Raw genomic sequence first — 24,041 nt, 5'->3', positions numbered from 1 at the left:
CCCGCCCGGCACCGTGCGGCCCACCCCCGACTGCGCGTGCGCGGCGGGGCGGGCCGGCGCCCGCCCGGCGTGCACCCTGCACCCGCTGCCCGCCACCCGGCTGCCCGACCGCCTCCCCGAGGCGGCCGCCGGCGCCGCGCGCCTCGACGGCCTGCGGATCGCCATGGTCAACTGGCGCGACCCCTGGCAGGAGGCCGCCGGCGGCGCCGAGGAGTACGCCTGGCAGATGAGCCTGCAGCTCCGCGACCGCGGCGCCCGCGTCACCTACGTGACGAGCCGCGAGCCCGGCCAGGCCCGCCGCGAGACCCGCGACGGCGTCCGCATCGCCCGGATGGGCGGCAAGTACTCGCGCTACCCCGCCGTGACGGCCTGGCTGGCCCGGCACCGCCGCGACTTCGACGCCGCGGTCGACTGCATGAACGGCATCCCGTTCTTCGCCGCGCTGGTGCTGCCCCGCCGCACCCGCGTCCTGCTGCTCGTCCACCACGTGCACGGGCGGCAGTTCTTCGTCTACTTCCCCTTCCTCGCCGCGCTGTTCGGCAAGTCGCTGGAGGGGCCGGTCGCCCGGCGCGCCTACCGGGCGCGGTCGGCGGTCGCGGTGTCGGCGTCCACCGCCGACGCGATGCGCACCCGCCTCGGCTGGCGCGGCCCCATCTACATCGTGCCGAACGGGTCGCGGCCGCTGCCGCTGCCGCCCGGCGGCGCCGTCGCGCAGGACGGGCCGTCGCTCGCCTGCGTCGGGCGGCTCGTCACGCACAAGCGCGTCGACCGGGTGATCGACGCCGCCGGGGCGCTCGCCGAGCGGTGGCCGGGCCTGCGGCTGCACATCGTCGGCCGCGGCCACGAGGAGGAGGCGCTCGCCGCCCGGATCGCCGCGAACGGCCTCCAGGACGTCGTCCACCTGCACGGCTACCTGCCCGAGGCCGACAAGAACGCCCTGCTCGCCGGCGTCGACCTGCACGTCACCGCGTCGGAGTTCGAGGGCTGGGGCCTGTCGGTGATCGAGGCGGCCTCGCTCGGCGTCCCGACCGTCGCCTACGACGTCGACGGCCTGCGCGAGGCGGTCCGCGACGGCCGCACCGGCTGGCTCGCCGACCCCGCCGAGTCCCTGGCCGACGTGGTGGAGCGGGCGCTGAAGGAGATCGCCGACCCGGTCCGCAAGGCCGAGGTCGCCGCCGCCTGCACCGCCTGGGCCGGCCGGTTCTCCTGGGCGGCGACCGGCGAGCGGATGGCCCGGCTGATCCGCGCCGAGCGGTCCCGGCCCGTCCGCCGCCGGCCGGGCGGGGAACCCTGCGTCGTGCACTACCGTGAAGGCGGCACCGAGCACGTCGTGCTGGTCGAGAACACCCACCCCGCAAGGCTCCGGGCGCAGCTCGCCGGCGCGGGCGAGATCATCGGGATCCGCCCGGCCAGCCGGATCGAGCTGCTGACCGGCCGCCCCGGATCGGATCAGTGAGCAGCCCCCGCACCCTTCCCGTCCCGCCGCGCCCCGCCGAACCGGCGGGCGTGGACGCCGCGCTGCGCGACCGGCTGCGGCGCCGGGCCGCCGCGCTCGCGCTGGTCACGCTGTCCTTCGCGATCGCGCCCGGCCGGATCATCGCCGACACCAAGCTCGACATGGCGCTGAACCCCGGCGCCTTCCTCGGCCGCGCCCTGCACATGTGGGACGCCGGGTCCTCCTTCGGGCAGGTCCAGAACCAGGCGTACGGCTACCTGTTCCCGATGGGGCCGTTCTACCTGGCCGGGCACGCCGCGCACCTGCCGCCGTGGGTGACGCAGCGGCTCTGGCTCGCCCTCGTCATGGTCGCGGCGTTCAGCGGCCTCGTCCGGCTCGCCGCCGCCCTGGACGTCGGGACGCCGAACGGGCGCCTGCTCGCCGGGTTCGCCTACGCCCTCGCCCCCAAGGCGCAGCTCCTGCTCGGCGTGAACTCCTCGGAGTTCCTGCCCGCCGCGCTGCTGCCGTGGATGCTGCTGCCGCTGGTCAGGGGCGCGCGCGGCGACCTGGCGCCGCGCCGCGCCGCCGGGCTGTCGGCGCTCGCCGTCGTCTGCTGCGGCGGCATCAACGCGACCGCCGAGGCCGCCGTGCTCGCCGTCCCGCTGCTCTACCTGCTGACGCGGGCGGGCGGCAAGCGCAAGCGGCGGCTGCTGGCGTGGTGGCTGCCGCTGCTCGCCGCCGCGACGTTCTGGTGGGTCGTCCCGACCTACCTCATGGGCAAGTACATCTTCCCCTTCCTGGACTACACCGAGTCGGCGGCGACGACCACCAGCACCACCTCGCTGCTGAACGCGCTGCGCGGCACGTCCGCCTGGACCGCCTACCTGCCGGTCGACACCAACCCCTGGTGGCCCGCCGGGAACGCCCTCGCGACGACGCCGTGGCTGATCGCGGCGACCGCGCTCGTCGCCGGGTTCGGCCTCTACGGCCTCGCCCGCAGCGGCATGCCCGAGCGCGCGTTCCTCGTCCTCAGCCTCGTCCTCGGCGCCGCGATCATCGTGTCCGGGCACCCCGGCGCGCTCGCCGCGCCCTTCGACGGGCGCCTCCGCGGCCTGCTGGACGGCACGCTCGCCCCCTTCCGCAACGTCCACAAGTTCGACGCGCTGATCAGGCTGCCGCTCGTCCTCGGCCTCGCCCGGCTGCCCGTCGCGCTGCCGCCCCGCACCATCGTCCCGGTCGCCTGGTGGCGGCGGTCCTGGCGGACCGTCGCGGGCCTCGCCGCGGGCACCGCCGTCGTCCTCGCGAGCGTCCCCATGCTCGACCCCGGCCCGGCGTCCAAGGCGAACATGCCGGACGCGGTGCCCGCCTACTGGCGGCAGGCCACCGGCTGGCTGAACAGCCGCGGCGGGCTCAACACCTCGCTCGCCGTCCCGGGCGTGCGGACCGGCGACTTCACCTGGGGCCGGGCCATGGACGACCCCCTCCAGGCGATGCTGTCGGTGAGCTGGGCGAACCGGATGGGCGTCCCCTACGGCTCGGCGGGCGCGTCCCGGCTGATGGAGGCGATCGACCAGCGGTTCGCCACCGGCCGCGGCTCCAAGGGCCTCACCCTGGTGCTGGCGCGGATGGGCGTCCGGTTCGTCGTCGTCCGCAACGACCTGGACCGCGTCGAGCTCGGCGGCGCCTGGCCCGCCCGCGTCCACGAGGCGCTCGCCGCCTCCCCCGGCATGACCAAGGTCGCCGACTTCGGCGGCGCCGTCGGCAGCGTCGGCGAGGCCGACGCCGCCGGCTCCTTCGACCAGGCGTACAACGCCGTGGAGATCTACGAGGTGGCGGGGGCGGCGGCGCCCGCCACGACGGTCGCGGCGGCCCGCCCGCTGCGCGTCCTCGGCGGCCCCGAAGCGCTGCTCACCCTCGCCGACGAGGGGCTGCTCGACGGCGACCGGCCCGTGGTGTTCGGCGACGACCCGGCCGGCGCGAAGATCCCCGCCGCCGACACGGTCAGCACGGACACGCTGCGGCGCCGCGAGGTCAACTACTCCGACCTGCGCAACGGCGCGTCCCCGACGATGACCGCCGGCCAGCCCTACACCGGCACCTCCAAGGTCAAGGACGTCACCGACCCCGCCTGGGCGCCGTACCGGACGGTCGCGAAGTACAGCGGCGTCGCGTCGGTGACGGCGTCGTCGTCGGCGGCCGACGTGGCGGCGCCGTCCAACACCGACTCCAAGAGCCGCCAGCCCTACTCGGCGCTCGACGGCGACCCCGACACCCAGTGGGTCACCTCCGGCTGGAACGGCGCCGTCGGCGAGTGGATCGACATCAGGTTCGACCGGCCGCTCCGCCTCGACCGGATCCAGCTGACGTTCAGCACCGCCGACTTCCTCGGGCCCGCCGTCAGCGAGGTGCGGCTGGAGGGCTCCAACGGCTCGGTCGTGCGGCCCGTCGCCGCCGGCAGCACCGCGCAGGCGCTCGCCGGGCCGGCCGGCACCAGCGACCACCTGAAGATCACGGTGACCCGCACCGCCGGCGTCGACAAGATCGGCTCGCGGGTGGCGCTCACCCAGGTCACCGTCCCCGGCCTGCTGCCGTCCCGCACGCTCGTCCCGCCCGCCGGGGGCTCCACCACCGTCTTCACCGGCCTGGACGACTGGGCGCAGCCCTGCATGCGCGGCCCGCAGAAGTGGACGTGCAACCCGCAGCTCCAGCGGCGCGGCGACGACGGCGCCGCCTTCGACCGCACGTTCACCGCCGCGTCCCCGTCCCGGCGCACCCTCACCGGGTCGGCGATCATCACCGACCTGGACCGGATCGCGTCCGCCACCTCCTTCGGCTACCCCAAGGTCAAGGCGTCCTCGGCGTTCGTCGACCACCCCGCGCTGCTCGCCCGCTCGGCCTTCGACGGCGACCCCGCGACGACCTGGATCGCCGCCCCCGACGACACCCGGCCGGCCCTCACCGCCGAGCTCGCCGCGCGGGCGCTCACCGTCGGGAAGATCAAGATCGCGTTCCCGGGCGGCGGCCGGCACCGCGTCGAGGTCACCGGCGACGACGGCACCCGCTCCGGCCTCACCGCCGCCGACGGCACCTTCACCTTCACGCCCCTGCACACCCGGAACCTGCGCATCGCGTTCCCCGACGCGCCGGGCGTCCAGGTCACCGACGTCACCGTCCCCGGCGTGAAGGCGCTCGGCGAGCCGGCGCCGCTGGCCCTGAACACCCGCTGCGGCACCGGGCCGGCGTTCCGCCTCGACGGCGCCGAGATCCGGACGCGGCTCGTCGGCGGCACCGTCGCCGACCTCGTGCAGGGCCGCCCCGTCCGGTACGCCGCGTGCGGGCAGGTGCCGGTCGCGCAGGGGCGGCGGCACCTCGTCGTGCCCGCCACCGACGCCTACCGGATCGCGACCGCCGTCCTCGCGCCCGCCGCCGCCGAGGCCGCCGCCGAGGTCGACGGCGACGCCCCGGACGTCTCCCGCTGGACGCCGCAGCGCCGCACCCTCCAGATCGGCGACGTCGCCAGGGCGTCCTACCTGGTGCTGAACGAGAACTTCAACAAGGGGTGGGAGGCCACGGCGGGCGGGCAGGCGCTCCGCGCCGTCCGGCTCGACGGCTGGCGGCAGGCGTGGCTGCTGCCGGCGGGAACGACCGGGCCCGTCGAGCTCGTCTACGCCCCGGACCGGCCGTACCGGCTGGTGCTGGTCGCGGGGCTGGTGCTGGTGCTGCTCGTCGCCGGCATCACCCTCCCGGGCCGCCGCGCGGCGCCGTCCGCGTCGCCGCTGCCGCCCGCGACGCCGTTTGCGCGCTGGGGCTTGCTGCGGTGGCCGCTGGCGGCGGCCGCGGGCTTCTGGATCGGCGGGTTCGCCGGGCTGGCGCTCGTCCCGGCGGGCCTCGCGCTCGGCCTGCACCGGCGCCTCGGCGGCTGGACGGCGCTCGTCCTCACCGCCGTCGCGGGGGGCGTCCAGGCGTTCGGCTCGTGGCTGACGCTGCGCGGTGCGGCGGGGGCGTCCGAGCCGCTCACCGAGACCGTCCCGCTCGTCCTGGTCCTGGTCGCCCTCGGCCTGGTCCTGCGCATGCTCTCCGAGCCCTCGGCGTCCGCCTCTCCGGCCCCGTCCCCCGGCCCGGCCACTCCCGACGCCGCCGCCCGCCCCGACCTCACCCAGCCCGACATCCACCTCGTCTGGCGCCCGGCCCCCGCCGACCCGCCCCCCAACGGCAACGGCCGCCCGTCCCCGTCCCGCCGCCCCACCCGCCCACCCCGCTGACCCCCCGGTCACCGCTCGTTGAGATGCGGCGTGTTGCCCTCTGGGAGCGCTCCCAGAGGGCAACACGCCGCAAGTCAACGTTGAGTGACCAGGGGGTCAGCGACGGCGGCGGGGGCGGGACGGGGGGCGGGAGGCGACCTGGACGTCCTCCGGTGCACGGCGCGGGGCCTCGTGAGGGCGGCCGTGGGCGCCCTCGGGATGGGGCGCGCCCTCGGGTTCGTAGGGCCCTTCGGGGCGGGGAGCGATCCCGGAGCGCAGGGCGGGCCCGGAGCGGGGCTCGGGTGGGAGGGGCTGCCGGGGGTGGTCGGCGGGGCGGGAGCGGGGGCGGACGCGGTCGCGGAGGTGCTGGGCGGGGCGTTCCAGAGCCAGGTAACTGACCGTCGCGATCAGGAGGGAGAGCGCGGTGACGGCGGGGAACACCGTCCAGAAGTCGTGGTGGAAGATCGGCCGGCCGGTGTAGCGATTCCAGCCCTCGATGACGGCCATGTGCCAGAGGAACACGCCGTAGGAGACGAGGCCGATCCGCCGCACCACCGGGTTGCCGAGCGCCGCCATGGTGATCCGGTCGCCGGGCGCGAACGCGGCGGGCAGGACCACGGCGGCGCCGATCAGCAGGTAGAGGGCGGCGCTCACCAGGTACTGGCCGGCGTTCTGCGCGAGGCCGGCGGACGGCGTGGAGATCTGCGTGGCGGCGAGCACCATGAGGCAGAGCGCGGCGGTCCACCAGACGCCCGGCACCGCGCCGCAGGTCTCGACGCGGCGCGCGACCGGCGTCCCGGGCCGCAGCGACGCCCACCGGACGGCGACGGCGAGGGCCATGCCGGCGGCGAAGTACATGAGGGAGCGCGGCAGCAGGTGCTCCCAGTAGAACAGCGTCCCGTAGTCGCCGAAGACGCGGACGACCGTCGTCACCGCCGCGCTGAACAGCGTCAGCGCGCCGATGCCCCACAGCAGCCGCCGCGCCCGGACGTCCACGTCGGTGACGCCGCCGCGCTGCGCGAAGCGGCGGAGGCCGGCGGCGAGCACCGGCAGGCAGAGGTAGAACGCGGCCTCGACCGCCAGGCTCCAGATCGGCGACAGGCCGGGCGGGCCGACGCCCTTCCACCAGGGCCGCGGGTCGTAGTGCTGCGTCAGCGTCAGCCACTCCAGCCAGGCGCGCGGCGAGGTCAGGTGGCTCCGCGAGAACAGCGCGAACACGACCGCGAGCATCAGCCAGTAGGCGGGCAGGATCCGCAGCCCCCGCCGCCACAGGTAGACCCGTACGGACGGCGCCGGGCCGCCGCGCAGCGTCTGGGCGGCCCAGGGCCGGTAGAGCAGCAGCCCCGACAGCACGAAGAAGATCGGCACGCCGACGCGGCCCTGGTTGACGGTGCGCCAGACCAGGCCGTCCTCGGACGCCATCGCGGTGCTCTCCGAGACGTGCAGCGCGATCACCATGGCGATCGCGACCGCCCGGACGCCGTCCAGCGCCGCCAGGTGCGCGGGGCCGGCGCCGGGCGCCGGGCGCGGCACGACGGCGTCCGGGCGGCCGCTCCGCCGGTCGATCACTGACATGGACGCTCTCCAGGGGGACGGGTCGTCCCAGTCTGCCCTGTGCCGGGTGGTGCTGGGGAGCCCCCGCGGGCGGTCACGCGTCCCGGGGCAGGCCGAGCAGCCGCTCGCCGATCACGTTGAGGTTGACCTCGGTGGTGCCGCCGCCGATCGACATGGCCCGCGACGCGAGCAGGTGGCGCGTCCAGCGGCGCCGCAGGTCCGACCGCCAGCCGCCGGTGAGGGCGCCCTCCGCGCCGAGGAGGGTGAACCCGTACTCGGTGACGCGCTGGCCGTGCTCCATGGCGACGAGCTTGCGGACGTTGGCGGTCGCGCCGGGATCCGTCCCGGGAGGTCGGTCGGGGTCGGTTGGTCGGGAAGAACGCGCGAGTTGCTTGAGGGTGGCGCGGAGGCCGAGGAGGTTGAAGGCGTGCTCGTCGCAGGCCAGCGCGCCGATCTCGTCGCGGACGACCGGGTCGTCCGCGAGCCCGAGCTCCCCGGCGAGGCGGACGAGCTTCGGCAGGGTGCCGCCGAGCTGGAACGAGCCGGTGAGGCCGACGCGCTCGTTGGCGAGGGTGTTGCGGGCGACCCGCCAGCCCTCGTTCACGGGCCCGACGACGAGGTCGTCGGGGACGAAGACGCCGTCGAGGAACACCTCGTTGAACACCGCGTCGCCGGTGCACTCGCGCAGCGGCCTGATCTCGACGCCGGGCGAGGCCATGTCCACCAGGAAGTAGGTGATGCCGTCGTGCTTCGGCCGGTCCCGGTCCGTGCGGGCGAGGCAGATGCCCCACTGCGCGTCGCGGGCGAGCGACGTCCAGATCTTCTGCCCGGTGATCGTCCAGCCGCCCTCGGCGCGCTCGGCGCGGGTGGCGAGCCCGGCGAGGTCGGAGCCCGCGCCGGGCTCGGAGAACAGCTGGCACCAGATGATCTCGCCGCGCAGCGTGGGCGGCAGGAACCGCTCGCGCTGCGCGTCCGACCCGTACTGGACGAGCGACGGCACCACCCAGGCGGCGATCATCAGCGGGACGGGGCGGACGGCGGCGGCCGCCAGCTCCTGCTGGATCACGATCTGCTCGACCGGCCCGGCGTCCCGCCCCCACGGCCGCGGCAGGTGCGGCGTCACCCAGCCCTCGGCGGCCATGGCGGCGCGCTGGTCGGCGAGCTCCATCGCGGCGAGCTCGGCGACGCGGGCGCGGACGTCCGCGCGCAGCCCCTCGGCGTCCGCGGGCAGCTCGACCTCCATCTCGCGGCGGGTGCCCGCGAGCGCCAGCGCCGCGACGTCCGCGCGGGCGGCGGACGCCCGGCCGATGAGGGCGCGCAGGGTGAGGGCGCGCCGGTAGATCCGGTGGGCGCTGTGCTCGTAGGTGTAGCCGATGCCGCCGTGCACCTGGATGTTGCCCTCGGCGCACTGGACGGCCGCGTCGGCGGCGAGCGCGGCGGCGACGCCCACCGCGTACGGGTCGAGGGACCGCGCGGCGTCCCAGACGGCGGCGCGGGCCCGCTCGACGGCGATCAGCATCCGGGCGCAGCGGTGCTTGACGCCCTGGAACTGCCCGATCGGCCGCCCGAACTGCTCGCGGGCCTTGGCGTAGGCGACGGCGTCGTCCAGCGCCCGGCCCGCGACGCCGCACGCCTCGGCGCCGAGCAGGACGGCGGCGAGCGCCCGCACGTCGGCGTCCACCGGGCGGCCCGCGCCCCGCGCGGTGACGGCGCCGACGGGGCGGTCCTCGTCGAGCGACTCCAGCTCGGCGACCTCGACGGCCGCGGCGTCGTGGACGGCCCAGCCGCCGCCGTCCGGCAGCAGGAACACGTCGGCGCCGGGCGCCCCGAGGACGGGGGCGCCGCCGAGCCCGACGGCGGCGGCGCGGGAGCCGTCCGCGAGGCCGGGCAGGACGTCCGCGCGCAGGTCCGCGCCGCCGCCCGCCGCGATGGCGGCGGCGGCGAGGACCGTCGGCGCGTAGGGGCCAGGCGTGAGGGCCCGGCCGAGCTCCTCCAGGACGACGGCCTGCTCCAGCAGGCCGTAGCCCTGCCCGCCGTGCTCGGCGGGCAGGTGCAGCCCCGCCAGCTCGGCCCGCAGCGCGGGCGCGCCGCCGTGCCGCTCGGCCAGCCCGCGCGCCGCCGCGGCGAGCTCCCGGTGCTCCTCGGTCAACCCGATCGCCATGACCCACCTCCCCAGGGGTGGGCCGCAGCCTACTAGAACCCGGTTCGGTCAGCTCGCGCGCAGCTTGCCGAAGAACTCGTTGACGTCCGGCCACGCCTTGCGCTCGGTGTTCGGCATCGACGCGAACGCGACGGCCGGGACGTCCTTGCCGGTGTCGATGACGGCGGTGGCCACGACCTCCCCGGTCGCCTTGAACGGCGGCCGCTTGTAGGTGAGGTAGGACGCGACCAGCCAGCCCTTGCGGGCGCCCACGGTGAGCTCCTGCGAGGCCAGCGGGACCGTCCTGTGCTGGAAGCCGTAGTACTGCGCCTCCAGGTCCGCCGCGACGAGCGCCGCGACCTTCCGCGCGCTCTCCGGGCCCTGGTAGGAGTCCTGCAGCGACGGGGACAGCAGCCCGGTGAGGAACTGGCCGTACCAGATCTGGCCCGCCCTGCGCTCGGTCACCTTGATCTGCTGGCCGGACCAGCCGGACACCGCGAGCTTGTTCTTCTTGTTCGGCGTCTGCCACGGCGCCGCGAAGCGCGGGTAGGACAGGCCCGACATCGGGTCCTTGACGAAGCCGAGGACGCGGTCGGGCGTGCCCGCGAAGCGGCGCAGCGGCTTGTCCGGCGGCAGCGACGCCTTCGGCTGCGCGGGCGTCCGCGCGGTCGCCGAGCGGCGCTCGTCGGAGGAGGCGGCGGAGTCGCCGGACTTCGTCACGAAGTAGACGCCGCCGGCCGCGAGCACCGCGACGGCGAGCAGGCCGACGCCGCCGAACAGCATCAGGCGGGAGCGGCCCGACCCGGCGTCGTCCAGCGAGCCCTGGACGCCGAGCTTGGCGTCGGCGGCGTTCTCGTCGGCCATCCAGTCGGGCATCTGCCAGTTGCCGCTGGACGGCTTGCCGGACTTGCCGGGGCCGTGGTCGCCGGTCGGCGCGACGTAGCGGCTGTCGGCCGCGGCGGACCCGCCGTCCTCGCCGTCGAACAGCGAGCCCTCCCAGGCGGGCTGCTCGGCGGCCGGCGCCACGCGGACGCCGTCCTCGGCGGCGGGCTCGGCGGGCGCCGGGGACGCCGGGGACGCCGGGGACGCCGCCGGCGCGGGCTCGTCGCGGACGGCCGGGCGGCGCGCCGGCACCTCCGGCTCGGCCGCGAACAGCGGGCCCGTTCCGGGGCCGCCGTCGTCGTCGGCGTCGTAGACGCGCTCGTCGCGGGTGGGCGCCTCGTGCTCGTCGTCGATCTCGTACGTGCGGCACGCCTCGCCGCCCGCCCCGCTCGCGGGCTCGTCGTCGTCGGCGGCGGGCAGCTCGCGGGCCGGCGGCCGGGGCCGCCGCGCGGGCACCTCCGGCTCGGCCGCGAACAGCGGGCCGGCCGGCTCCTCCTCGTCGGGCGCGGGCCGCAGCGGCTCGTACCCCGGTTCGGGCACGGTCTTGGGCTCGATCCGCTGCGCGGGCTCCTCGATCTTGCCCCACACGTCGTGCGGCTGCTGCGGCCGGGAGCCGGTGGGCCCGTCCTGCTCGTTCATCTCGGTCCAGCGCGCACCGCGCTCCCCCTGATCGGACATGCGGGACACGTTACGCCAAGATCCTCATTAACGACCCGGCCGGTAATCACGCTCAGGACACATCTTCCTATCTCATCGGCGATGCTGCGGAGCGCCGCCGCCACCCCCGGTGACCAGCGGATTGATCGCCAGCCGCTCCCGGGCGAGCAGCGTCCCGCCCGCGACGGCGCCGGGCATCGCGACCACCGCGCCGAGCGGGATGAGGAAGACCGCAAACGCCGCGGTGCCGAAGCCGACGCCGAGCGCCCGGTGCCGCTTCAGCAGCGCGAAACGCTGCTTGCGGACCAGGCCGCGCCGCTCCAGCGCGACGCCCGTCAGCTCGGCGGCCAGGAAGTAGCCCGACACCAGCGCGGCGACCACCGGCACCACCGTCTGCCCGATCACCGGCAGGAACCCGAGGGCGAAGAACAGCAGCGCGAAGCAGATCGCGATGGCGCCGAGCAGCACCGTGTCCTTGATCGCGCGGGCGATCTGGACGCCCAGCGGGACGTCCGGCTCGGGCGGCGCGCCGCCCTGCGACTCCTCCACCCGGACCGCGATCGCCTCGTAGAAGGGGCTGCCGACCAGGAGGGTGACGGCGGTGAAGGTCAGGACGGCGAAGAACAGCGACGCGCCGAACAGCGCGATCCCGGCCATGACGCGGGCCAGGTCGCGGGCGCTCTTGGACCAGTCGTCGGCGAACGGCGTCACCCAGGACCCCAGATCGTCCAGGTTCCAGCCGAGCGCGACCAGCGCTGCGGCGTAGAACACCAGGACGATCAGGGCCGGGATCAGGCCGAACAGCCACTGCGCGGGGTGCCGGAACGTCCAGCCGATCCCGCGGAACAGGTAGCCGACGCCGGCGAACAGGTCCTTGATCGGGGAGCTCTTGCGAGGGGGCATGTTGGGCTGACTCACGCGGGAGAACCTACCGGGCCGGAAGCCCGGCGAGCTGGCTCGAACGCTCCCAAACCGCACGCCGGAGCGCCGCGTCCCGCGTCTTGGCCGCCGCGGGCAGCAGCCCGCCGCCGGGCGTCGAGCTGTAGAAGCCCCCGGACGTCTCGGCGTACGCGGGGTCCAGGGCGAGCCGCAGCGCCATCCGGGCGCCCTGGGCGGGCGTGCGCAGCACCGGCGTCCGCGACAGCGCGGGCAGCAGCCGCCGGGCCGCCGGGAACTCGCGCGTCAGGCCCGTCGCGACCATCCCCGGGCAGACCGCGTTGACGACGACGCCGGTCCCGGCGAGCCGCTCGGCGAGTTCCTGGGTGAACAGGATGTTCAGCAGCTTGGTGCGGCCGTAGACGCGCAGGGAGCCGAGCGGCCCGTAGGAGGCGGGCTCGGCGAGGCCGGCGACGTCGTCGCGCAGGTCGTTCTGCCGGTGCGCCTCGGACGCCACCACCACGATCCGCGCCGGCGCGCTCCGCTTCAGCAGCCCGAGCAGCAGGTTCGTCAGCAGGAACGGGCCGAGGTGGTTGGTGGCGACCATCCGGTCGAAGCCGTCCACGCTGACCTTGGCCCGCAGGTTGTGCACGCCGGCGTTGTTCACCAGGACGTCGAGCCGCCCGTACCGCTCGCGCACCGCGCCCGCCAGCCCGCGCACCTCCGCGCGGCTGGACAGGTCGGCGAGGAAGGAGTCCACCCGGGCGCCGGGCGCCTCGGCCTCCAGCTCGGCCCTGGTGTCGTCGCCGCGCACCTGGCCGCGGCCGACGATCCCGACCCGGAAGCCGTCGCGGACCAGCCCCCGGGCGATCTCCTTCCCGATCCCCGACGTCGCGCCGGTCACCACGGCGATTCTGTTGTCCGTCATCCGGACAGCTTCGCGGAGATATGCGTCACAGTGGAAGACCAAGAATGATCATCTTGGGTCGCGTCCCGACAGCGCGAGCGCCCGCGCGAACGCCGGCGCCCCCGCCGGCGGGTCCACCGGCTCGGCGAAACCGCCGTACCGCCGGTACATCTCGGCGTTCTCCTCCACGACACCGAGGAGGAACTCCCCGACCGCCTCGGACACCCCGAACTCCTGCCCGGTCGCGGTCGCCACGTCCCAGCCGTGCACCGCCATCTCCTTGATCACCAGTCCGGCGATCGTCGCGGCGGGCACCTTCTGATCGCCGAGCGGGATGTCGCCCTCCCACACCAGCGGATCGGCCCACGCCGCGACCGCGCGGTCGAGCTGCGCGGCGTACCGCCCGGCCCAGTCCGGCTCGGCGGTGAAGTCGCGCGCCGTCCACTCCTCGGGAAGGTCCTCGCGCAGGGCCCGCTTCTCCAGCCCGTAGCCGCTGTAGAGCACCCAGTGGTTGACCAGCGCGCGGACGTCGAAGTCGGCGCACGGGGTGGGATCGCCGAGCTGCTCCGGGCGGACGCCGCGCGCGACCCGCGCGGCCTCGGCGGCACATTCGACCATGTATGCGTGATGCGTTCCCATGCCCGCGACGCTACGGCCGCCCGCCCGGCCGCCTCTTGAACAAACGCGCCACTAGCCTGGACCCATGGCAGATTTCGGACGGGGCGTCCTCTACCCGGACGAGCACGCCGCGATGGCCGTCCTCGACCGCCGCGCGCCCTCGGCCCGGCTGGCGCCGTTCGTGGAGCACTTCTGGAACGTGCGCTGGAACGTCCGGGAGCCCTACCAGACCAAGGTCCTCGCGCACCCGAGCGTCCACCTGGTGTTCGAGGAGCCCGCCGCGCGGGTCTACGGCGTCGACCGGGGGCTGTTCGTGCGGACGCTGGAGGGGCGCGGGCAGGTGCTCGGGGTGAAGTTCCGGCCCGGCGGCTTCCGGCCGCTGGCGGGCGGCCCCGTCCTCGACCTCGCCGACCGCAGCGTCCCCGCCGCCGACCTGTTCGGCGACCTGTCCGCGCTGAACGCCGCGATCCTGGGCGCCCCCGACGCCGCCGCCATGGCCGCGCTCGCCGAGGACTTCCTCGACCCGCTGCTGCCCGCCGAGCCCGACCCGCTCGCCGCCGACGCCGCCGAGATCGTCGAGCGGATCGCCGCCGACCCGTCCCTCACCCGCGTCGACGAGGCCGCCGCCCTGCTCGGCGTCTCGGTGCGGACGCTGCAGCGGCTGTTCGGCGAGTACGTGGGCGCGAGCCCGAAGTGGGTGCTGCGCCGTGCCCGCCTCCAGGAGGCGGCGGCGCGCGCGGACGCGGGCCGGGCGGTCGACTGGGCGGCCCTCGCCGCCGACCTCGGCTACGCCGACCAGGCCCACCTCAGCCGTGACTTCACCGCCACCGTCGGCACACCCCCGAGTAAGTACGCCCGTACCTAGGGGGTCGACAGGGCCGGTGCGCCTCGGGAGGATCGGAGGCATGCCGATCCCCAACGCCGTCGCCCGCTTCAACCGGGTCGCCACCAACCGCGTGCTGCGGCCCTTCACCGCCCGCCTGCCCGGCTTCGCCGTCGTGCGCCACAACGGCCGCACGTCCGGCCGCCCCTACCGGACGCCCGTCGGCCTCTTCGCCCGCCCCGACGGCTACGTCATCGCCCTCACCTACGGCCCGGACCGCGACTGGGTGAAGAACATCGTCGCCGCCGGCGGCTGCGAACTGGAGATCCGCGGCCGCACCGTCGCCGCCACCGCCCCCCGCGTCGTCCACGACCCCGCCCGCACCGGCATGCCCCCCGGCGTCAAGCAGGCCCTCACCCTCCTAGGCGTCACCGACTTCCTCCACCTGTCCAGGCCCTGATCGGCCCACTTCAGAACTAGTTCAGTAAACCGGGGTACACTCGGGATATGAGCACCACGTCCATCCCCTTCAGCACGCTGATCCGCGAGCAGACCAGCGTGTTCCCCGCGCTCGCGGACTCGGACGTCGTTCTGGAACGTCGGGACGCCGAGAACCTGGTGCTCATGCGGGACGAGCGCTACCGGGCCATGGCCGGGAGTTTGCGGTTGGCCGCACGCTCCCTCGCGCTGGTCGCCAAGGCGGACCGGGGGCTCGCCGAGGAGGTCTTCGCCGAGGAACTCCCCTGGCTGCGCTGGCTGCCCGCCGACGATCGAGAGCAGTGCGTGCGCGACCTCCTCGGCGAGCTCCTGGCCGGCGCGCACACCGGCCTCTTCATGCCGTTCGCGCGCAGCCTCGTCGCCTGGCAGCACACCGCCGAGGCGTGGAGCGACCCTGCGACCGCCGCCCGCCTCACGCGATCCGACGACACCGCCGACGCTGTCGCCCTGTCCATGCCAGACTCCGGTGAGTGACCAAGGGGAAGCGCGGCGAACACCTGCCTCCGCCGTCGGCATGGCGGGTGAGGGCTGTCGACAGGCAGGCAGCGGACGGATGGCACGAGCTGGCTCGCCAAGCGGGTGGCAACCTCCGCCGCGCGTGGATCGCCCTGACCGAGGATCCGCGCAGTGGCGCGAATCCCTCGCGCCAGCACCGACTCAAGGGGCGGCTGGCCGAGAAGAGCGTCGAGGGAGTCGTCTGCGAACTCTGGCAGTACGAGATCACCGGTGCCGGCCGCCTCTGGTACGCCATTGACGACGCGGCCAAGACCCTGTGGATCGTCCACGCCGGCCCCGGCCACCCCAAAGCGACCGACTGATCCGCCCGCGAGCCTTGAAAGCCCAGCCCGCACACGCCGCGCTAGCGCGCGGTGTTTGAGCCCAGCCCGCGCAGGGCGCGCCAGCGCGGGTTTGAGGCTCGGCCCGGGATGGCGCAGGGCGCGTCAGCGTGAGCTTGAGGCTTAGCCCGGGGGCGGCGCAGGGCGCGCTGGCGCGCGAGCACCCGGGGGTCCGGGGGTCGTCCCCCGGGGGACATGCCGGAACGAAAGCGGCCCGCAGACGGAGTCTGCGGGCACGCGTATCGCATGAGTGGAGGTGGCGGGAATCGAACCCGCGTCCTTCGGTGATGAGTCAGGGCTTCTCCGGGTGCAGCCTGCTAGTCGTTTTCTCAGTCCCGGCGCTCACGCAGGCGTGTCGCCGACGGGCTCAGTCGCTGTTCGGTTTCCCTACAGGTCCCGCGACCGGGCTTGCAGGTGGAGTCTCCTTACGATGCCAGACCCCGGGTCGGAGACGCTCCCGGGCTGACAGAGTTCGCTCCTCGCCTAGGCGGCGAGGGCGAACTCGTTCTGCTTCTTGTTGGCAGATATTGATCGCCGTCACAGGATTTACGAGGTCATGACGACCACCCTCGACCCGCTTCCCCTGGCTCGACCTACCGAAGTCGAAGCCGGTCACCCCCATGTTGAGTTGTCAAAGCGGACCTGTGGGAGCGTCCGCGTTCCGACTCTACAGGGCACAACGCGCGCGGCGCCAACGTGATTCCCGGGTGGGGGGAGTGACGCCCCGGTGGCCGCGTGGCGCGGCCACCGGGGCCGACCGGCAGGGTCGGGCCGGTCCGGACGGCAGAGCCTCCCCCGAGACGAGGCTCTGGTCTCATCACGGCGACTGAGTCCGCAACCCCCGAGCGGTTCCCAGTCATCCGGGAAGACGCCGGGGGCGTCCCGGCGGGTTGACGATCATCGGGTAAAGACCTGGCCAAGGGCCTCAGCGGGGCTGCTGGGGGGTGGTGGGGGCGGTCCGCTGCGGGGTGGTCGGGACGGTGGGGGCGCCCTTGAGGAAGCGCGCGGCGAGCTCGGCGGTGTCGGCCTTGCCCTCGACGGCGATGGCGAAGGCCACGTCGCCGCGGAAGCCGACGAACCAGGAGACCTTCCTGGCCGTCGCGCCGTCCTTGTAGTCGACGGTCGTCGCGATGCCCGAGACCGAGCCCGCGCCCTTGACGTTGGCGGCGGTGGCGCTGTCCTTGACCGAGCGGCGGGCGAGCTGCTGCACGGCCGAGGTGACGCCGGAGTTCAGGACGACGGGGGCCGGGCCCGCCGCGGCCTGCGGCGGCGCCAGCAGGGTCGGCGGCCGCCAGGTGCCGCTCTGCACGGCGCCGGCGATCGCCGCCATGGCGAGCGGGCTCATCCGGACGCCGCCGACGCCCGCCGCGACGGCGGCCTTGGCGTTGTCGTCGGCGGGGGCCGGGACGGTGCCGGTGAAGGCGCCGACCGGCAGCTCCCAGGACTTGCCGATGCCGACGTCGGCGACCGCCTTCATCAGCGCCGCGGTGTCGGTCCGCTTGCCGAGGTCGGCGAGGCCGGTGGAGCAGCCGTTGGAGAAGAGCTTCAGCAGGGTGGTCTCCCCCGGCGAGGCGGCGTCGACGGTCTGGTCGCCGGCGGGCGCCGTCGCCGGGCAGTTGATCTTGGTGTTGACGGTCGTGCCGGCCAGCAGGGACGGCTGCGCCGAGACGAGCCCGAAGGTGAGGCCCGGCGCGTACCGGCCCTCCAGCGCCAGGTCGGCGCCGTTGGTGCCGTGGTTGGCGACGGCGAGCACCTGCCCGGTGCTCGGCTTCAGCGCGACGATGGACGCGGGCGCCGTCAGCCCGTCCAGGGCGGCCTGGGCGCGGGCCTGGTAGACGCTGCCGAGGGTGGTGTTGACCGGCTGCGCCGCGACGCCCTGCCAGGTCTTCAGGACCTGCGTGTCCCCGCCGGAGGGGTTCTGCACGACGACGCTGACGGTCGGCGTCCCCGCGAGGCGCCGCTGCATGGCGAGCTGCAGCCCGTTGACGCCGATGGTGTCCCCCGGCTGGTAGGGGGCGCCGACCTGCTGGAGGGTGGTGTCGGTGGCGGGGCCGAGGCTGCCGACGAGCTCGGGCGCGGCCTTCGGCGCGATCGGCAGCTGCTGGGCGACGACCCGCAGGCCGCTCACCTGCCGCAGCCGCTGGACGAGCGACTTGTTGCCGGCGCGCTGGAGGGTGAGCAGCGGCAGGAGGTTCTGCGGGGGCGCCGACCGGACGCGGCCGAGGAGGCGCTCCACGTCGAGGCTGGCGCCCTGCTCCTGGCGGACGGCCCTGGCGAGCCCCTCCAGCGTCTTCTGCGGGCTCTTCAGCTGGCCGGGGTAGACGCCGACGACGTCGGCGAGCACCTTGTTCTGCAGGCTCTTGCCGGCGTTGTCGAGGATGTCGGCGCGCTTCGGCACCTCGGTGAGGACGGCGAGGCGCTGCCCCTGCTTCAGGCTGAGGTTGACGACCGAGGGGTTCCACACGACCCGCCAGTCGCGGCCGACGCGCTTCAGGTGCAGCAGGCTCGTGTAGGTCCACGGCTGCCCGTTCTCGCCCAGGTCGATCTTGACGGAGAAGCGGGCGTCGGCCTCGTCGCCCTGCTTGCGGATCGCGTCGGGGCCGTCCCGCCCGTCGGTGGTGGGGACGCCGAGCGCGAGCTTCAGCGACGCCGCGTCCAGCTGCGAGCCGACCTGCCCGAGGGTGTCGCGGACGGCGGCGCGGTCGGCGCCGGTGGTGAGCTTGGCGGCGGCCTCGAAGTTGCCGACCTGCCAGGCGATGAGGAAGTCGCGGACGGTCGGCATCGCCGACGGCTCGGCGAAGCAGCCGGACGTGAGCCCCGCGACCAGCGTCCCGACGACGGCCGCCGAGACGGCCCTGCGCCGCTGCCTACGGCTGTTCATCGGCATGCTTCACCGTCTCCTCAGCCGGGCCGCGGCCGCCTTGCGCATCTCCCGGTCGGCCTCGCGCTTGGCGATCGCCTGACGCTTGTCGTAGGACTTCTTACCACGGGCGAGGCCGATCTCGACCTTGGCCTTGCCGTCCTTGAAGTACAGCGCCAGCGGGACGAGCGTCCAGCCCGGCTCCGACACCCCCGCGACGATCTTGTTGATCTCGCGCCGGTTCAGCAGCAGCTTGCGGCGGCGGCGCGGCGCGTGGTTGGTCCACGTCCCCTGGGTGTACTCGGGGATGTGCACCCCCTCCAGCCACACCTCGCCGTCCATGACGTGGGCGTAGCCGTCGGTGAGGGTGGCGCGGCCGGCCCGCAGGGCCTTCACCTCGGTGCCGGTCAGCACCATGCCGGCCTCCCAGGTGTCGGGGATTTCATAGTCGTAGCGGGCACGCTTGTTCTGGGCGATCAGCTTGCGCCCTGTCTCACGCGACAACGAGATCAGCCTCGGTCCTTGTCCGGCAGCATGGCGAACGGGCCGCGCGGTGCCGCTGGGGCGCCGCCCGGCCCATCCGAACCCTTTCCCATAGGTAGGAGATCCTACGATCACCGCGCCCCGCCGTCGCGCGGGTATCCGGCCTAGACCCGCAGGTAGCGCCGCAGCGTCAGGAAGGAGGCGATCGCGCAGAGCAGCACGCCGAAGCAGACCGACAGCACGATGACGGCGAGCACCGTCCCCCAGCCGAGCTGGCTGGCGAACTGCAGGTCCCCCGCCAGCTTGTCGATGAGCAGGGATTTGCTCATCACCAGCAGGACGGCGGCGACCAGGCCGCCGATCAGTCCGGCGACCGCTCCCTCCAGGATGAACGGCATCTGGATGTAGGTGTTGGACGCGCCGACCAGCCGCATGATGCCGGTCTCCCGCCGCCGGTTGAACGCCGACAGCCGGACGGTGTTGCCGACGAGCAGCACCGCCGCGGCGAGCTGGAAGACCGCGACGATCCAGGCCGCGTTCTGCAGGCCGTTCAGGATGTTGAAGAACTTCTTCAGGATCTCCTGCTCGTTGATGACCTGGTCGACGCCCTTCTGGCCGAGCAGGGCCTGCACCACCGGCTTGTACTGCTGGGGGTCCTTCAGCCGGATCCGGAAGGAGTCGGGGATGTCGCCGGAGCGCACGCTGTTGACGAACGCCGGGGAGCTGGAGAAGCGGTCCTTGAAGCGGGCGTACGCCTGGTCCTTGGTCTCGTAGGTGACGGCGGCGACCTGGGACATGCCGCCGAGCTGCTTCTTCAGCGCGTCCTTGTCCGCCTGCGTCGCCTCCTGCTTGTTGCAGGAGGGGTTGGAGCTGGATTTGGCGCACAGGAAGACCGAGACCTCGATCTTGTCGTACCAGTAGCTCTTGGAGGCGTTCACCTGCCCCCTGATGAGCAGGCCGGTGCCGACCAGCGCCATGGCGATGGCGACGGTGATGATGAGGGAGACCGTCATCGTGAGGTTCCGGCGGAGACCGATCCAGATCTCCTGGAGAACGAACTGTACGCGCATGCCTCGCTGTCCTTGATCGCCTGTGCCCCGAGGGAGCGGAAGTCCGGTGCAGGCTAGGTCATCGGACTGTTCTGGTCGGATGGCCGTACGCGCCGTCCCGGCCCGCCGGTTCATCAGCCTGCGGCGGGGCGGACCGCGCGTGCGGTTCGGGCGGTGCGGCGGCGGGGGCCGCCGCGGCCGTCCTCGGTCAGTACGCCTGGCCGTACACGCCGCGGGACTGGTCGCGGACGACGCGGCCGTCCTCCAGCTCGACGACGCGCTTGCGGAAGGCGTCGACGATCGCGGCGTCGTGGGTGGCCATGACGACGGTGGTGCCGGTCCGGTTGATGCGGTCCAGCACCTTCATGATGCCGATCGAGGTGGCCGGGTCGATGTTCCCGGTCGGCTCGTCGGCGAGCAGGATCATGGGGCGGTTGACGAAGGCGCGGGCGATCGCGACGCGCTGCTGCTCGCCGCCCGACAGCTCGTCGGGCATCCGGTTGCCCTTGCCCTCCAGCCCGACCAGGTCGATGACCTCGGGCACCACCTTGTGGATGAAGCGCCGCGGCTTGCCGATCACTTCGAGCGCGAACGCGACGTTCTCGAAGACGTTCTTGTTCGGCAGCAGCCGGAAGTCCTGGAAGACGCAGCCGATGCGGCGCCGCAGGTGCGGGACCTTCCAGTTGCTGATGCGGCTGAGGTCCTTGCCCGCCACGTGGACGTGGCCCTGGGAGGGGCGCTCCTCCTTCAGGATCAGGCGCAGGAAGGTCGACTTGCCGGAGCCGGAGGGGCCCACCAGGAACAGGAACTCGCCCTTCTCGATGGCGACGTTCACGTGCTGGAGGGCCGGCCGGTTCTGGGTCTTGTAGGACTTGGTGACGTTGTCGAAGTGGATCACGGCTGCATCACGGCGGTTTCAGCACCTTCTTGCGGAGAGTCCTTGTCTTCCCCCGGAGCGGCCCAGGGGGGTCGCCCCGGAGGTCGCGGCGGCGGGCCGCGGTCCCGTGGGCTCCTGCCGAGCGTTGGCCGGGGTGCGGACCGCGGGCGCCGGCGGGCCGTCCGCCCACCGCCCGAAGACCTGCCTTGGGGCGGCATCATACCGCCGCCCCTCCGACCGTTACCTCACCTCCGCAGGCGGCCATGGGCTGCGCCGATCGGGTCGTGACCGGCCCGGACAGCCGTCGTCAGGGGTTCGGGAGACCCGGCCGGCGCCGGTCCGCGCCTGCGGCGGGGGACGCCTTCGGGGCTCCCGGACGCGCCGGCCGGATGGCCCGACACGTCCCGAGCAGTGTAGGGGCGGGGGGATCCTGCCTCGACCACGCGGCCGCCGCGCGGCCCGCCCGCCGGCCCCGCCCGGGACCCGGTGGTCTGGCAGGACTTTACCGCCCGTCCATGCCGATTGCCGCGAAACGGAGCTTAAAGTTCTCAGTGACAGGAACCACCCGAGGAGAGCCCGTCGAGAGGGGCGGTCGGCATGAGCTGCGACCATCTGATCTGCGCTCACTGCGCCCACCCGGTGCGGGAGGGCCACTGCCCGACCTGCCGGAACGCCCGCGACCGCATGCACGCCGGCGGCCCGGCGATCCCGCCGATGCTGGTGCTGGCGGGCCTCGTCGCGCTGCTCTTCGCGGCGCTGCTGCTGCAGCGCGTCGCCGGCTGAGCCCGCCGCCCGGAAAACGCCGTCCCGGGGGACGGCGGGTCAGGGCGACTTGAGCGGCGGCGTGCTCGCCTTGATGTACCCGCCGACCTGGCCGAGGACGTCGGCCTTCGCCTGCGTCGCGCCCTTCTTGGCCCGGCCCGGGTCGTAGGCGGCCATCTGGAGCGTCTCGTACATGTCGATCTCGTTGCCGTCGACGGTGCCGTCCAGCAGGAACGCGACCTCGGCCGGGATCGGCGGCTTGGAGTCGCGGTCGCCGCTCTTCGGCGTCAGCGTCGTGTTGCGCGACAGCGCGTAGAGCACCAGCGCCGCCCCGTGCTCGGCGCGCAGCGCGAACAGCGGGAACCCGGTCGCGACGACGACGGTCTGCCGGTTCAGGTTCCTGGCCTTGCGCACCTCGCGGCGCGTCTGGCTGTAGAGGCCGGTGGTGAAGGCGCCGGTCCTCATCACGCCGGTGGCGACGCTGTCGGGCCCCTCGGACGCGATCGTCGCCTGGATGCCCGGCAGCGAGCGCGGCTTGATGAGCAGCGACGCGTCGGTCGGCGACAGCGACGTGGCGTACCCGTCGGCGTCGACGAGCACCTTCGGCATGTGCGCCTTCGGCGCGAGCGCGGTGGTGGAGCTCAGCGTCCAGCCGTCGGCGGCGGACTTGCGGACGAACCCCATCAGCGTCTGCCGGCCGCCCGCGTCCTTGCCGGACGCGCCGGCGACGCCGCGCCGCACGTCGGCGACGAACCACTGCGGGTAGGTCTTCTCCTCGATCTTCGGGACGTAGAGGCGCGGCCGGCCGTAGGTGTAGCGCGCGACCTGGCGCCCGTCGAAGGCGGCCTTGCGGTACTCGCTCGCGGTGAGCGCGAACTGCCCGTCCGACACCCACGACAGCGCGAGGCGCTCGTCGCCCGCGGCGCGCGCCACGTCGTCGTTGACGATGTAGGACTGGAATGCCTGCGTCGCCGCCTGCGGCGTGAGCGGCTCGGGCGTCGGCGCCGGCACGCTCGGCATCGCCACCGGGCTCACCCGGGCCTTGCCGCCGCCGCCGCAGCCGGCCAGCGCGGCGGGCACGGCGAGCAGCAGCGCCGCCACCGCCACAGAGGTCTTCCGCACGCCCGCCCCCGGCTCCAAACACCGACTACCGACTCACCGATCGACGGATCCCCGCGGGGATCCGTGCGGACACTCTATTTGTCCCCGCCGACCGGCATGGACCGATCTCCACGGCACGCGATTCTGCCACCGGTGCGGGCCCTCCGGCCGCTCGGGCACCCCTGCGGCGGCGATAGGCTCGGCACGTGGCAGGAATCGACACGAAGGAACAGCTCAGGGAGCTCGGCTCGACCCTGGAGGGCATCGAGCAGGTCCTCGACCTGGACGCGATGCGCCGGGACATCGCCGAGCTGCGCGAGCAGTCCGCCGACCCGGACCTGTGGTCGGACCAGGAGCGCGCCCAGTCGGTGACGCGCCGCCTGTCCTACCTGGAGGCCGAGCTCGGCCGCGTCGAGGGCCTCCGGCAGCGGCTGGAGGACGTCGTCACGCTGTACGAGATGGCCGACGAGATGGACGACGCCGACACCCGCGCCGAGGCCGACGGCGAGCTGGAGTCGCTGCACAAGGCGGTCCAGCAGCTGGAGGTCCGCACCCTCATGTCGGGCGAGTACGACGCCCGCGAGGCCCTCGTCACCATCAACGCGCAGGCCGGCGGCGTGGACGCGGCCGACTGGGCCGAGCAGCTCCAGCGCATGTACCTGCGCTGGGCCGAGCGCCACAACTACCCGACGGAGGTCTACGAGACCTCCTACGCCGAAGAGGCCGGCATCAAGTCGACCACCTTCGCCGTCAAGGCGCCCTACGCCTACGGGACGCTGCGCGGCGAGCACGGCACGCACCGCCTCGTCCGCATCTCCCCCTTCGACAGCCAGGCGCGCCGGCAGACCTCGTTCGCCGGCCTGGACGTCGTCCCGGTCGTGGAGCAGAGCGACCACGTCGACATCGACGAGAGCGACCTGCGGGTGGACGTCTACCGGTCCTCGGGCCCCGGCGGCCAGGGCGTGAACACCACCGACTCGGCGGTCCGGCTCACCCACCTGCCGACCGGCATCGTGGTGTCCTGCCAGAACGAGCGGAGCCAGCTGCAGAACAAGGCGTCGGCGATGAACGTGCTGCAGGCCAAGCTGCTGGAGCGCAAGCGCCAGGAGGAGGCGGAGAAGATGTCCGCCCTGCGCGGCGAGGGCACCAGCTCGTGGGGCACCCAGATCCGCAACTACGTGCTGCACCCCTACCAGATCGTCAAGGACCTGCGCACCGGCGTGGAGGCGGGCAACCCGACGTCGGTCCTGGACGGCGACCTGGACGAGTTCATCGAGGCCGAGATCCGCTGGCTCCGCCAGCAGGAGTCGGGGACGGCCTCCTAGCGGCGGCGGGCGGGGCGAGACGGGGCGGACCTCTCATTTCGGATTCGCTCCGTGATCACTCGATGACCCTGCGATGATGTCGGCGACCCGCTTCCGCGGGTTTTCGTCCGCCTCATC

The 24,041-nt window shown here is 74.1% G+C and carries 19 protein-coding genes and 1 other RNA gene; 8 read left to right on the top strand and 12 right to left on the bottom strand.

Annotated elements, in window-relative coordinates:
- Nucleotides 1–13: 13 nt before the first annotated feature.
- Both K1Y72_RS34795 and K1Y72_RS34790 read left to right on the top strand, forming a co-directional pair.
- Nucleotides 14–1,456: a glycosyltransferase family 4 protein gene (locus K1Y72_RS34795; protein ID WP_372453067.1), complete on the top strand. Its 1,443-nt coding sequence runs from the start codon at nucleotides 14–16 to the stop codon at nucleotides 1,454–1,456.
- Nucleotides 1,453–5,697: an alpha-(1->3)-arabinofuranosyltransferase domain-containing protein gene (locus K1Y72_RS34790; protein ID WP_220170800.1), complete on the top strand. Its 4,245-nt coding sequence runs from the start codon at nucleotides 1,453–1,455 to the stop codon at nucleotides 5,695–5,697. Before K1Y72_RS34795 ends, K1Y72_RS34790 begins: the two co-directional genes overlap by 4 nt.
- A gap of 96 nt (nucleotides 5,698–5,793) precedes the next feature.
- Here the strand turns inward: K1Y72_RS34790 and K1Y72_RS34785 are convergent, their stop codons facing one another.
- The 6 genes from K1Y72_RS34785 to K1Y72_RS34760 all read right to left on the bottom strand — a co-directional run bounded on the left by K1Y72_RS34785 (nucleotide 5,794) and on the right by K1Y72_RS34760 (nucleotide 13,310).
- Nucleotides 5,794–7,251 carry an acyltransferase family protein gene (locus K1Y72_RS34785; RefSeq protein WP_220170799.1) on the bottom strand — a complete coding sequence of 486 codons (1,458 nt, stop codon included), beginning with the start codon at nucleotides 7,249–7,251 and terminating at the stop codon, nucleotides 5,794–5,796.
- A gap of 73 nt (nucleotides 7,252–7,324) precedes the next feature.
- Nucleotides 7,325–9,391 (bottom strand): acyl-CoA dehydrogenase family protein, encoded by a 2,067-nt coding sequence (locus K1Y72_RS34780; protein ID WP_220170798.1) that lies wholly within the window; start codon nucleotides 9,389–9,391, stop codon nucleotides 7,325–7,327.
- A 48-nt stretch (nucleotides 9,392–9,439) separates the two neighbouring features.
- Entirely contained in the window at nucleotides 9,440–10,930 is a 1,491-nt protein-coding gene (locus tag K1Y72_RS34775) for a flagellar basal body-associated FliL family protein (protein WP_220170797.1), read from the bottom strand.
- A 72-nt stretch (nucleotides 10,931–11,002) separates the two neighbouring features.
- Nucleotides 11,003–11,827 (bottom strand): EI24 domain-containing protein, encoded by an 825-nt coding sequence (locus K1Y72_RS34770; protein WP_308287376.1) that lies wholly within the window; start codon nucleotides 11,825–11,827, stop codon nucleotides 11,003–11,005.
- Between the two features lie 10 nt (nucleotides 11,828–11,837).
- The gene (locus tag K1Y72_RS34765) at nucleotides 11,838–12,713 is read right to left on the bottom strand and encodes an SDR family NAD(P)-dependent oxidoreductase (protein WP_220170796.1); all 876 of its coding nucleotides are present in this window, start codon (nucleotides 12,711–12,713) and stop codon (nucleotides 11,838–11,840) included.
- 48 nt (nucleotides 12,714–12,761) lie between these two features.
- Nucleotides 12,762–13,310, bottom strand: coding sequence for a TIGR03086 family metal-binding protein (locus K1Y72_RS34760; protein WP_258574539.1), 549 nt, complete (start codon nucleotides 13,308–13,310; stop codon nucleotides 12,762–12,764).
- 85 nt (nucleotides 13,311–13,395) lie between these two features.
- Between K1Y72_RS34760 and K1Y72_RS34755 the strand changes: the two genes are divergently transcribed.
- From K1Y72_RS34755 to K1Y72_RS34740, 4 genes are read left to right on the top strand one after another with little or no spacing between them, the layout of a single operon-like run.
- The gene (locus K1Y72_RS34755; RefSeq protein ID WP_220170794.1) at nucleotides 13,396–14,175 is read left to right on the top strand and encodes a helix-turn-helix domain-containing protein; all 780 of its coding nucleotides are present in this window, start codon (nucleotides 13,396–13,398) and stop codon (nucleotides 14,173–14,175) included.
- A gap of 40 nt (nucleotides 14,176–14,215) precedes the next feature.
- Entirely contained in the window at nucleotides 14,216–14,593 is a 378-nt protein-coding gene (locus tag K1Y72_RS34750; protein WP_220170793.1) for a nitroreductase family deazaflavin-dependent oxidoreductase, read from the top strand.
- A 47-nt stretch (nucleotides 14,594–14,640) separates the two neighbouring features.
- Nucleotides 14,641–15,105, top strand: coding sequence for a hypothetical protein (locus tag K1Y72_RS34745; protein WP_220170792.1), 465 nt, complete (start codon nucleotides 14,641–14,643; stop codon nucleotides 15,103–15,105).
- Entirely contained in the window at nucleotides 15,102–15,449 is a 348-nt protein-coding gene (locus K1Y72_RS34740) for a hypothetical protein (protein WP_220170791.1), read from the top strand. The genes K1Y72_RS34745 and K1Y72_RS34740 overlap by 4 nt, the downstream gene beginning before the upstream one ends.
- A 266-nt stretch (nucleotides 15,450–15,715) precedes the next feature.
- On the opposite strand, the gene ssrA is transcribed toward K1Y72_RS34740, so the two are convergent.
- The 5 genes from ssrA to ftsE all read right to left on the bottom strand — a co-directional run bounded on the left by ssrA (nucleotide 15,716) and on the right by ftsE (nucleotide 20,757).
- Nucleotides 15,716–16,087: a transfer-messenger RNA gene (ssrA, locus tag K1Y72_RS34735) on the bottom strand.
- A gap of 305 nt (nucleotides 16,088–16,392) precedes the next feature.
- A complete protein-coding gene (locus K1Y72_RS34730; RefSeq protein WP_258574533.1) occupies nucleotides 16,393–18,354 on the bottom strand; it encodes a penicillin-binding transpeptidase domain-containing protein in 1,962 nt (653 codons plus the stop codon).
- A gap of 3 nt (nucleotides 18,355–18,357) precedes the next feature.
- The gene (gene smpB / locus K1Y72_RS34725; RefSeq protein WP_220170790.1) at nucleotides 18,358–18,831 is read right to left on the bottom strand and encodes an SsrA-binding protein SmpB; all 474 of its coding nucleotides are present in this window, start codon (nucleotides 18,829–18,831) and stop codon (nucleotides 18,358–18,360) included.
- 143 nt (nucleotides 18,832–18,974) lie between these two features.
- Nucleotides 18,975–19,880, bottom strand: a complete 906-nt coding sequence (ftsX, locus tag K1Y72_RS34720) for a permease-like cell division protein FtsX (protein WP_220170789.1) — start codon at nucleotides 19,878–19,880, stop codon at nucleotides 18,975–18,977.
- Nucleotides 19,881–20,067: 187 nt separating this feature from the next.
- The gene (gene ftsE, locus K1Y72_RS34715) at nucleotides 20,068–20,757 is read right to left on the bottom strand and encodes a cell division ATP-binding protein FtsE (protein ID WP_220170788.1); all 690 of its coding nucleotides are present in this window, start codon (nucleotides 20,755–20,757) and stop codon (nucleotides 20,068–20,070) included.
- Between the two features lie 576 nt (nucleotides 20,758–21,333).
- On the opposite strand from ftsE, the gene K1Y72_RS34710 reads away from it, so the two are divergent.
- Complete coding sequence (locus K1Y72_RS34710; RefSeq protein WP_220170787.1) at nucleotides 21,334–21,519, top strand: hypothetical protein; 186 nt, start codon at nucleotides 21,334–21,336, stop codon at nucleotides 21,517–21,519.
- 39 nt (nucleotides 21,520–21,558) lie between these two features.
- Here K1Y72_RS34710 and K1Y72_RS34705 read toward each other — a convergent pair whose 3' ends face one another.
- The gene (locus K1Y72_RS34705; protein ID WP_220170786.1) at nucleotides 21,559–22,620 is read right to left on the bottom strand and encodes a DUF8094 domain-containing protein; all 1,062 of its coding nucleotides are present in this window, start codon (nucleotides 22,618–22,620) and stop codon (nucleotides 21,559–21,561) included.
- Between the two features lie 185 nt (nucleotides 22,621–22,805).
- On the opposite strand from K1Y72_RS34705, the gene prfB reads away from it, so the two are divergent.
- On the top strand, nucleotides 22,806–23,924 hold the full coding sequence (prfB, locus tag K1Y72_RS34700) for a peptide chain release factor 2 (RefSeq protein ID WP_220170785.1): 1,119 nt from the start codon (nucleotides 22,806–22,808) through the stop codon (nucleotides 23,922–23,924).
- Nucleotides 23,925–24,041: the final 117 nt, after the last annotated feature.

Origin of the sequence: Actinomadura parmotrematis, from assembly GCF_019458805.1 — a bacterium.
Taxonomy (GTDB): domain Bacteria; phylum Actinomycetota; class Actinomycetes; order Streptosporangiales; family Streptosporangiaceae; genus Spirillospora; species Spirillospora parmotrematis.
Note: the sequence above shows the minus strand (reverse complement) of the source record. Positions and strands in the feature narration are given on the sequence as shown.

Coding starts and splice junctions, on each gene's coding strand:
- K1Y72_RS34755 (WP_220170794.1), top strand. CDS start 13,396: ATGGCAGATTTCGGACGGGGCGTCCTCTACCCGGACGAGCACGCCGCG.
- K1Y72_RS34730 (WP_258574533.1), bottom strand. CDS start 18,354: ATGCCGATGAACAGCCGTAGGCAGCGGCGCAGGGCCGTCTCGGCGGCC.
- ftsX (WP_220170789.1), bottom strand. CDS start 19,880: ATGCGCGTACAGTTCGTTCTCCAGGAGATCTGGATCGGTCTCCGCCGG.
- K1Y72_RS34785 (WP_220170799.1), bottom strand. CDS start 7,251: ATGTCAGTGATCGACCGGCGGAGCGGCCGCCCGGACGCCGTCGTGCCG.
- K1Y72_RS34775 (WP_220170797.1), bottom strand. CDS start 10,930: ATGTCCGATCAGGGGGAGCGCGGTGCGCGCTGGACCGAGATGAACGAG.
- K1Y72_RS34760 (WP_258574539.1), bottom strand. CDS start 13,310: ATGGTCGAATGTGCCGCCGAGGCCGCGCGGGTCGCGCGCGGCGTCCGC.
- K1Y72_RS34710 (WP_220170787.1), top strand. CDS start 21,334: ATGAGCTGCGACCATCTGATCTGCGCTCACTGCGCCCACCCGGTGCGG.
- K1Y72_RS34745 (WP_220170792.1), top strand. CDS start 14,641: ATGAGCACCACGTCCATCCCCTTCAGCACGCTGATCCGCGAGCAGACC.
- K1Y72_RS34750 (WP_220170793.1), top strand. CDS start 14,216: ATGCCGATCCCCAACGCCGTCGCCCGCTTCAACCGGGTCGCCACCAAC.
- K1Y72_RS34780 (WP_220170798.1), bottom strand. CDS start 9,391: ATGGCGATCGGGTTGACCGAGGAGCACCGGGAGCTCGCCGCGGCGGCG.
- K1Y72_RS34765 (WP_220170796.1), bottom strand. CDS start 12,713: ATGACGGACAACAGAATCGCCGTGGTGACCGGCGCGACGTCGGGGATC.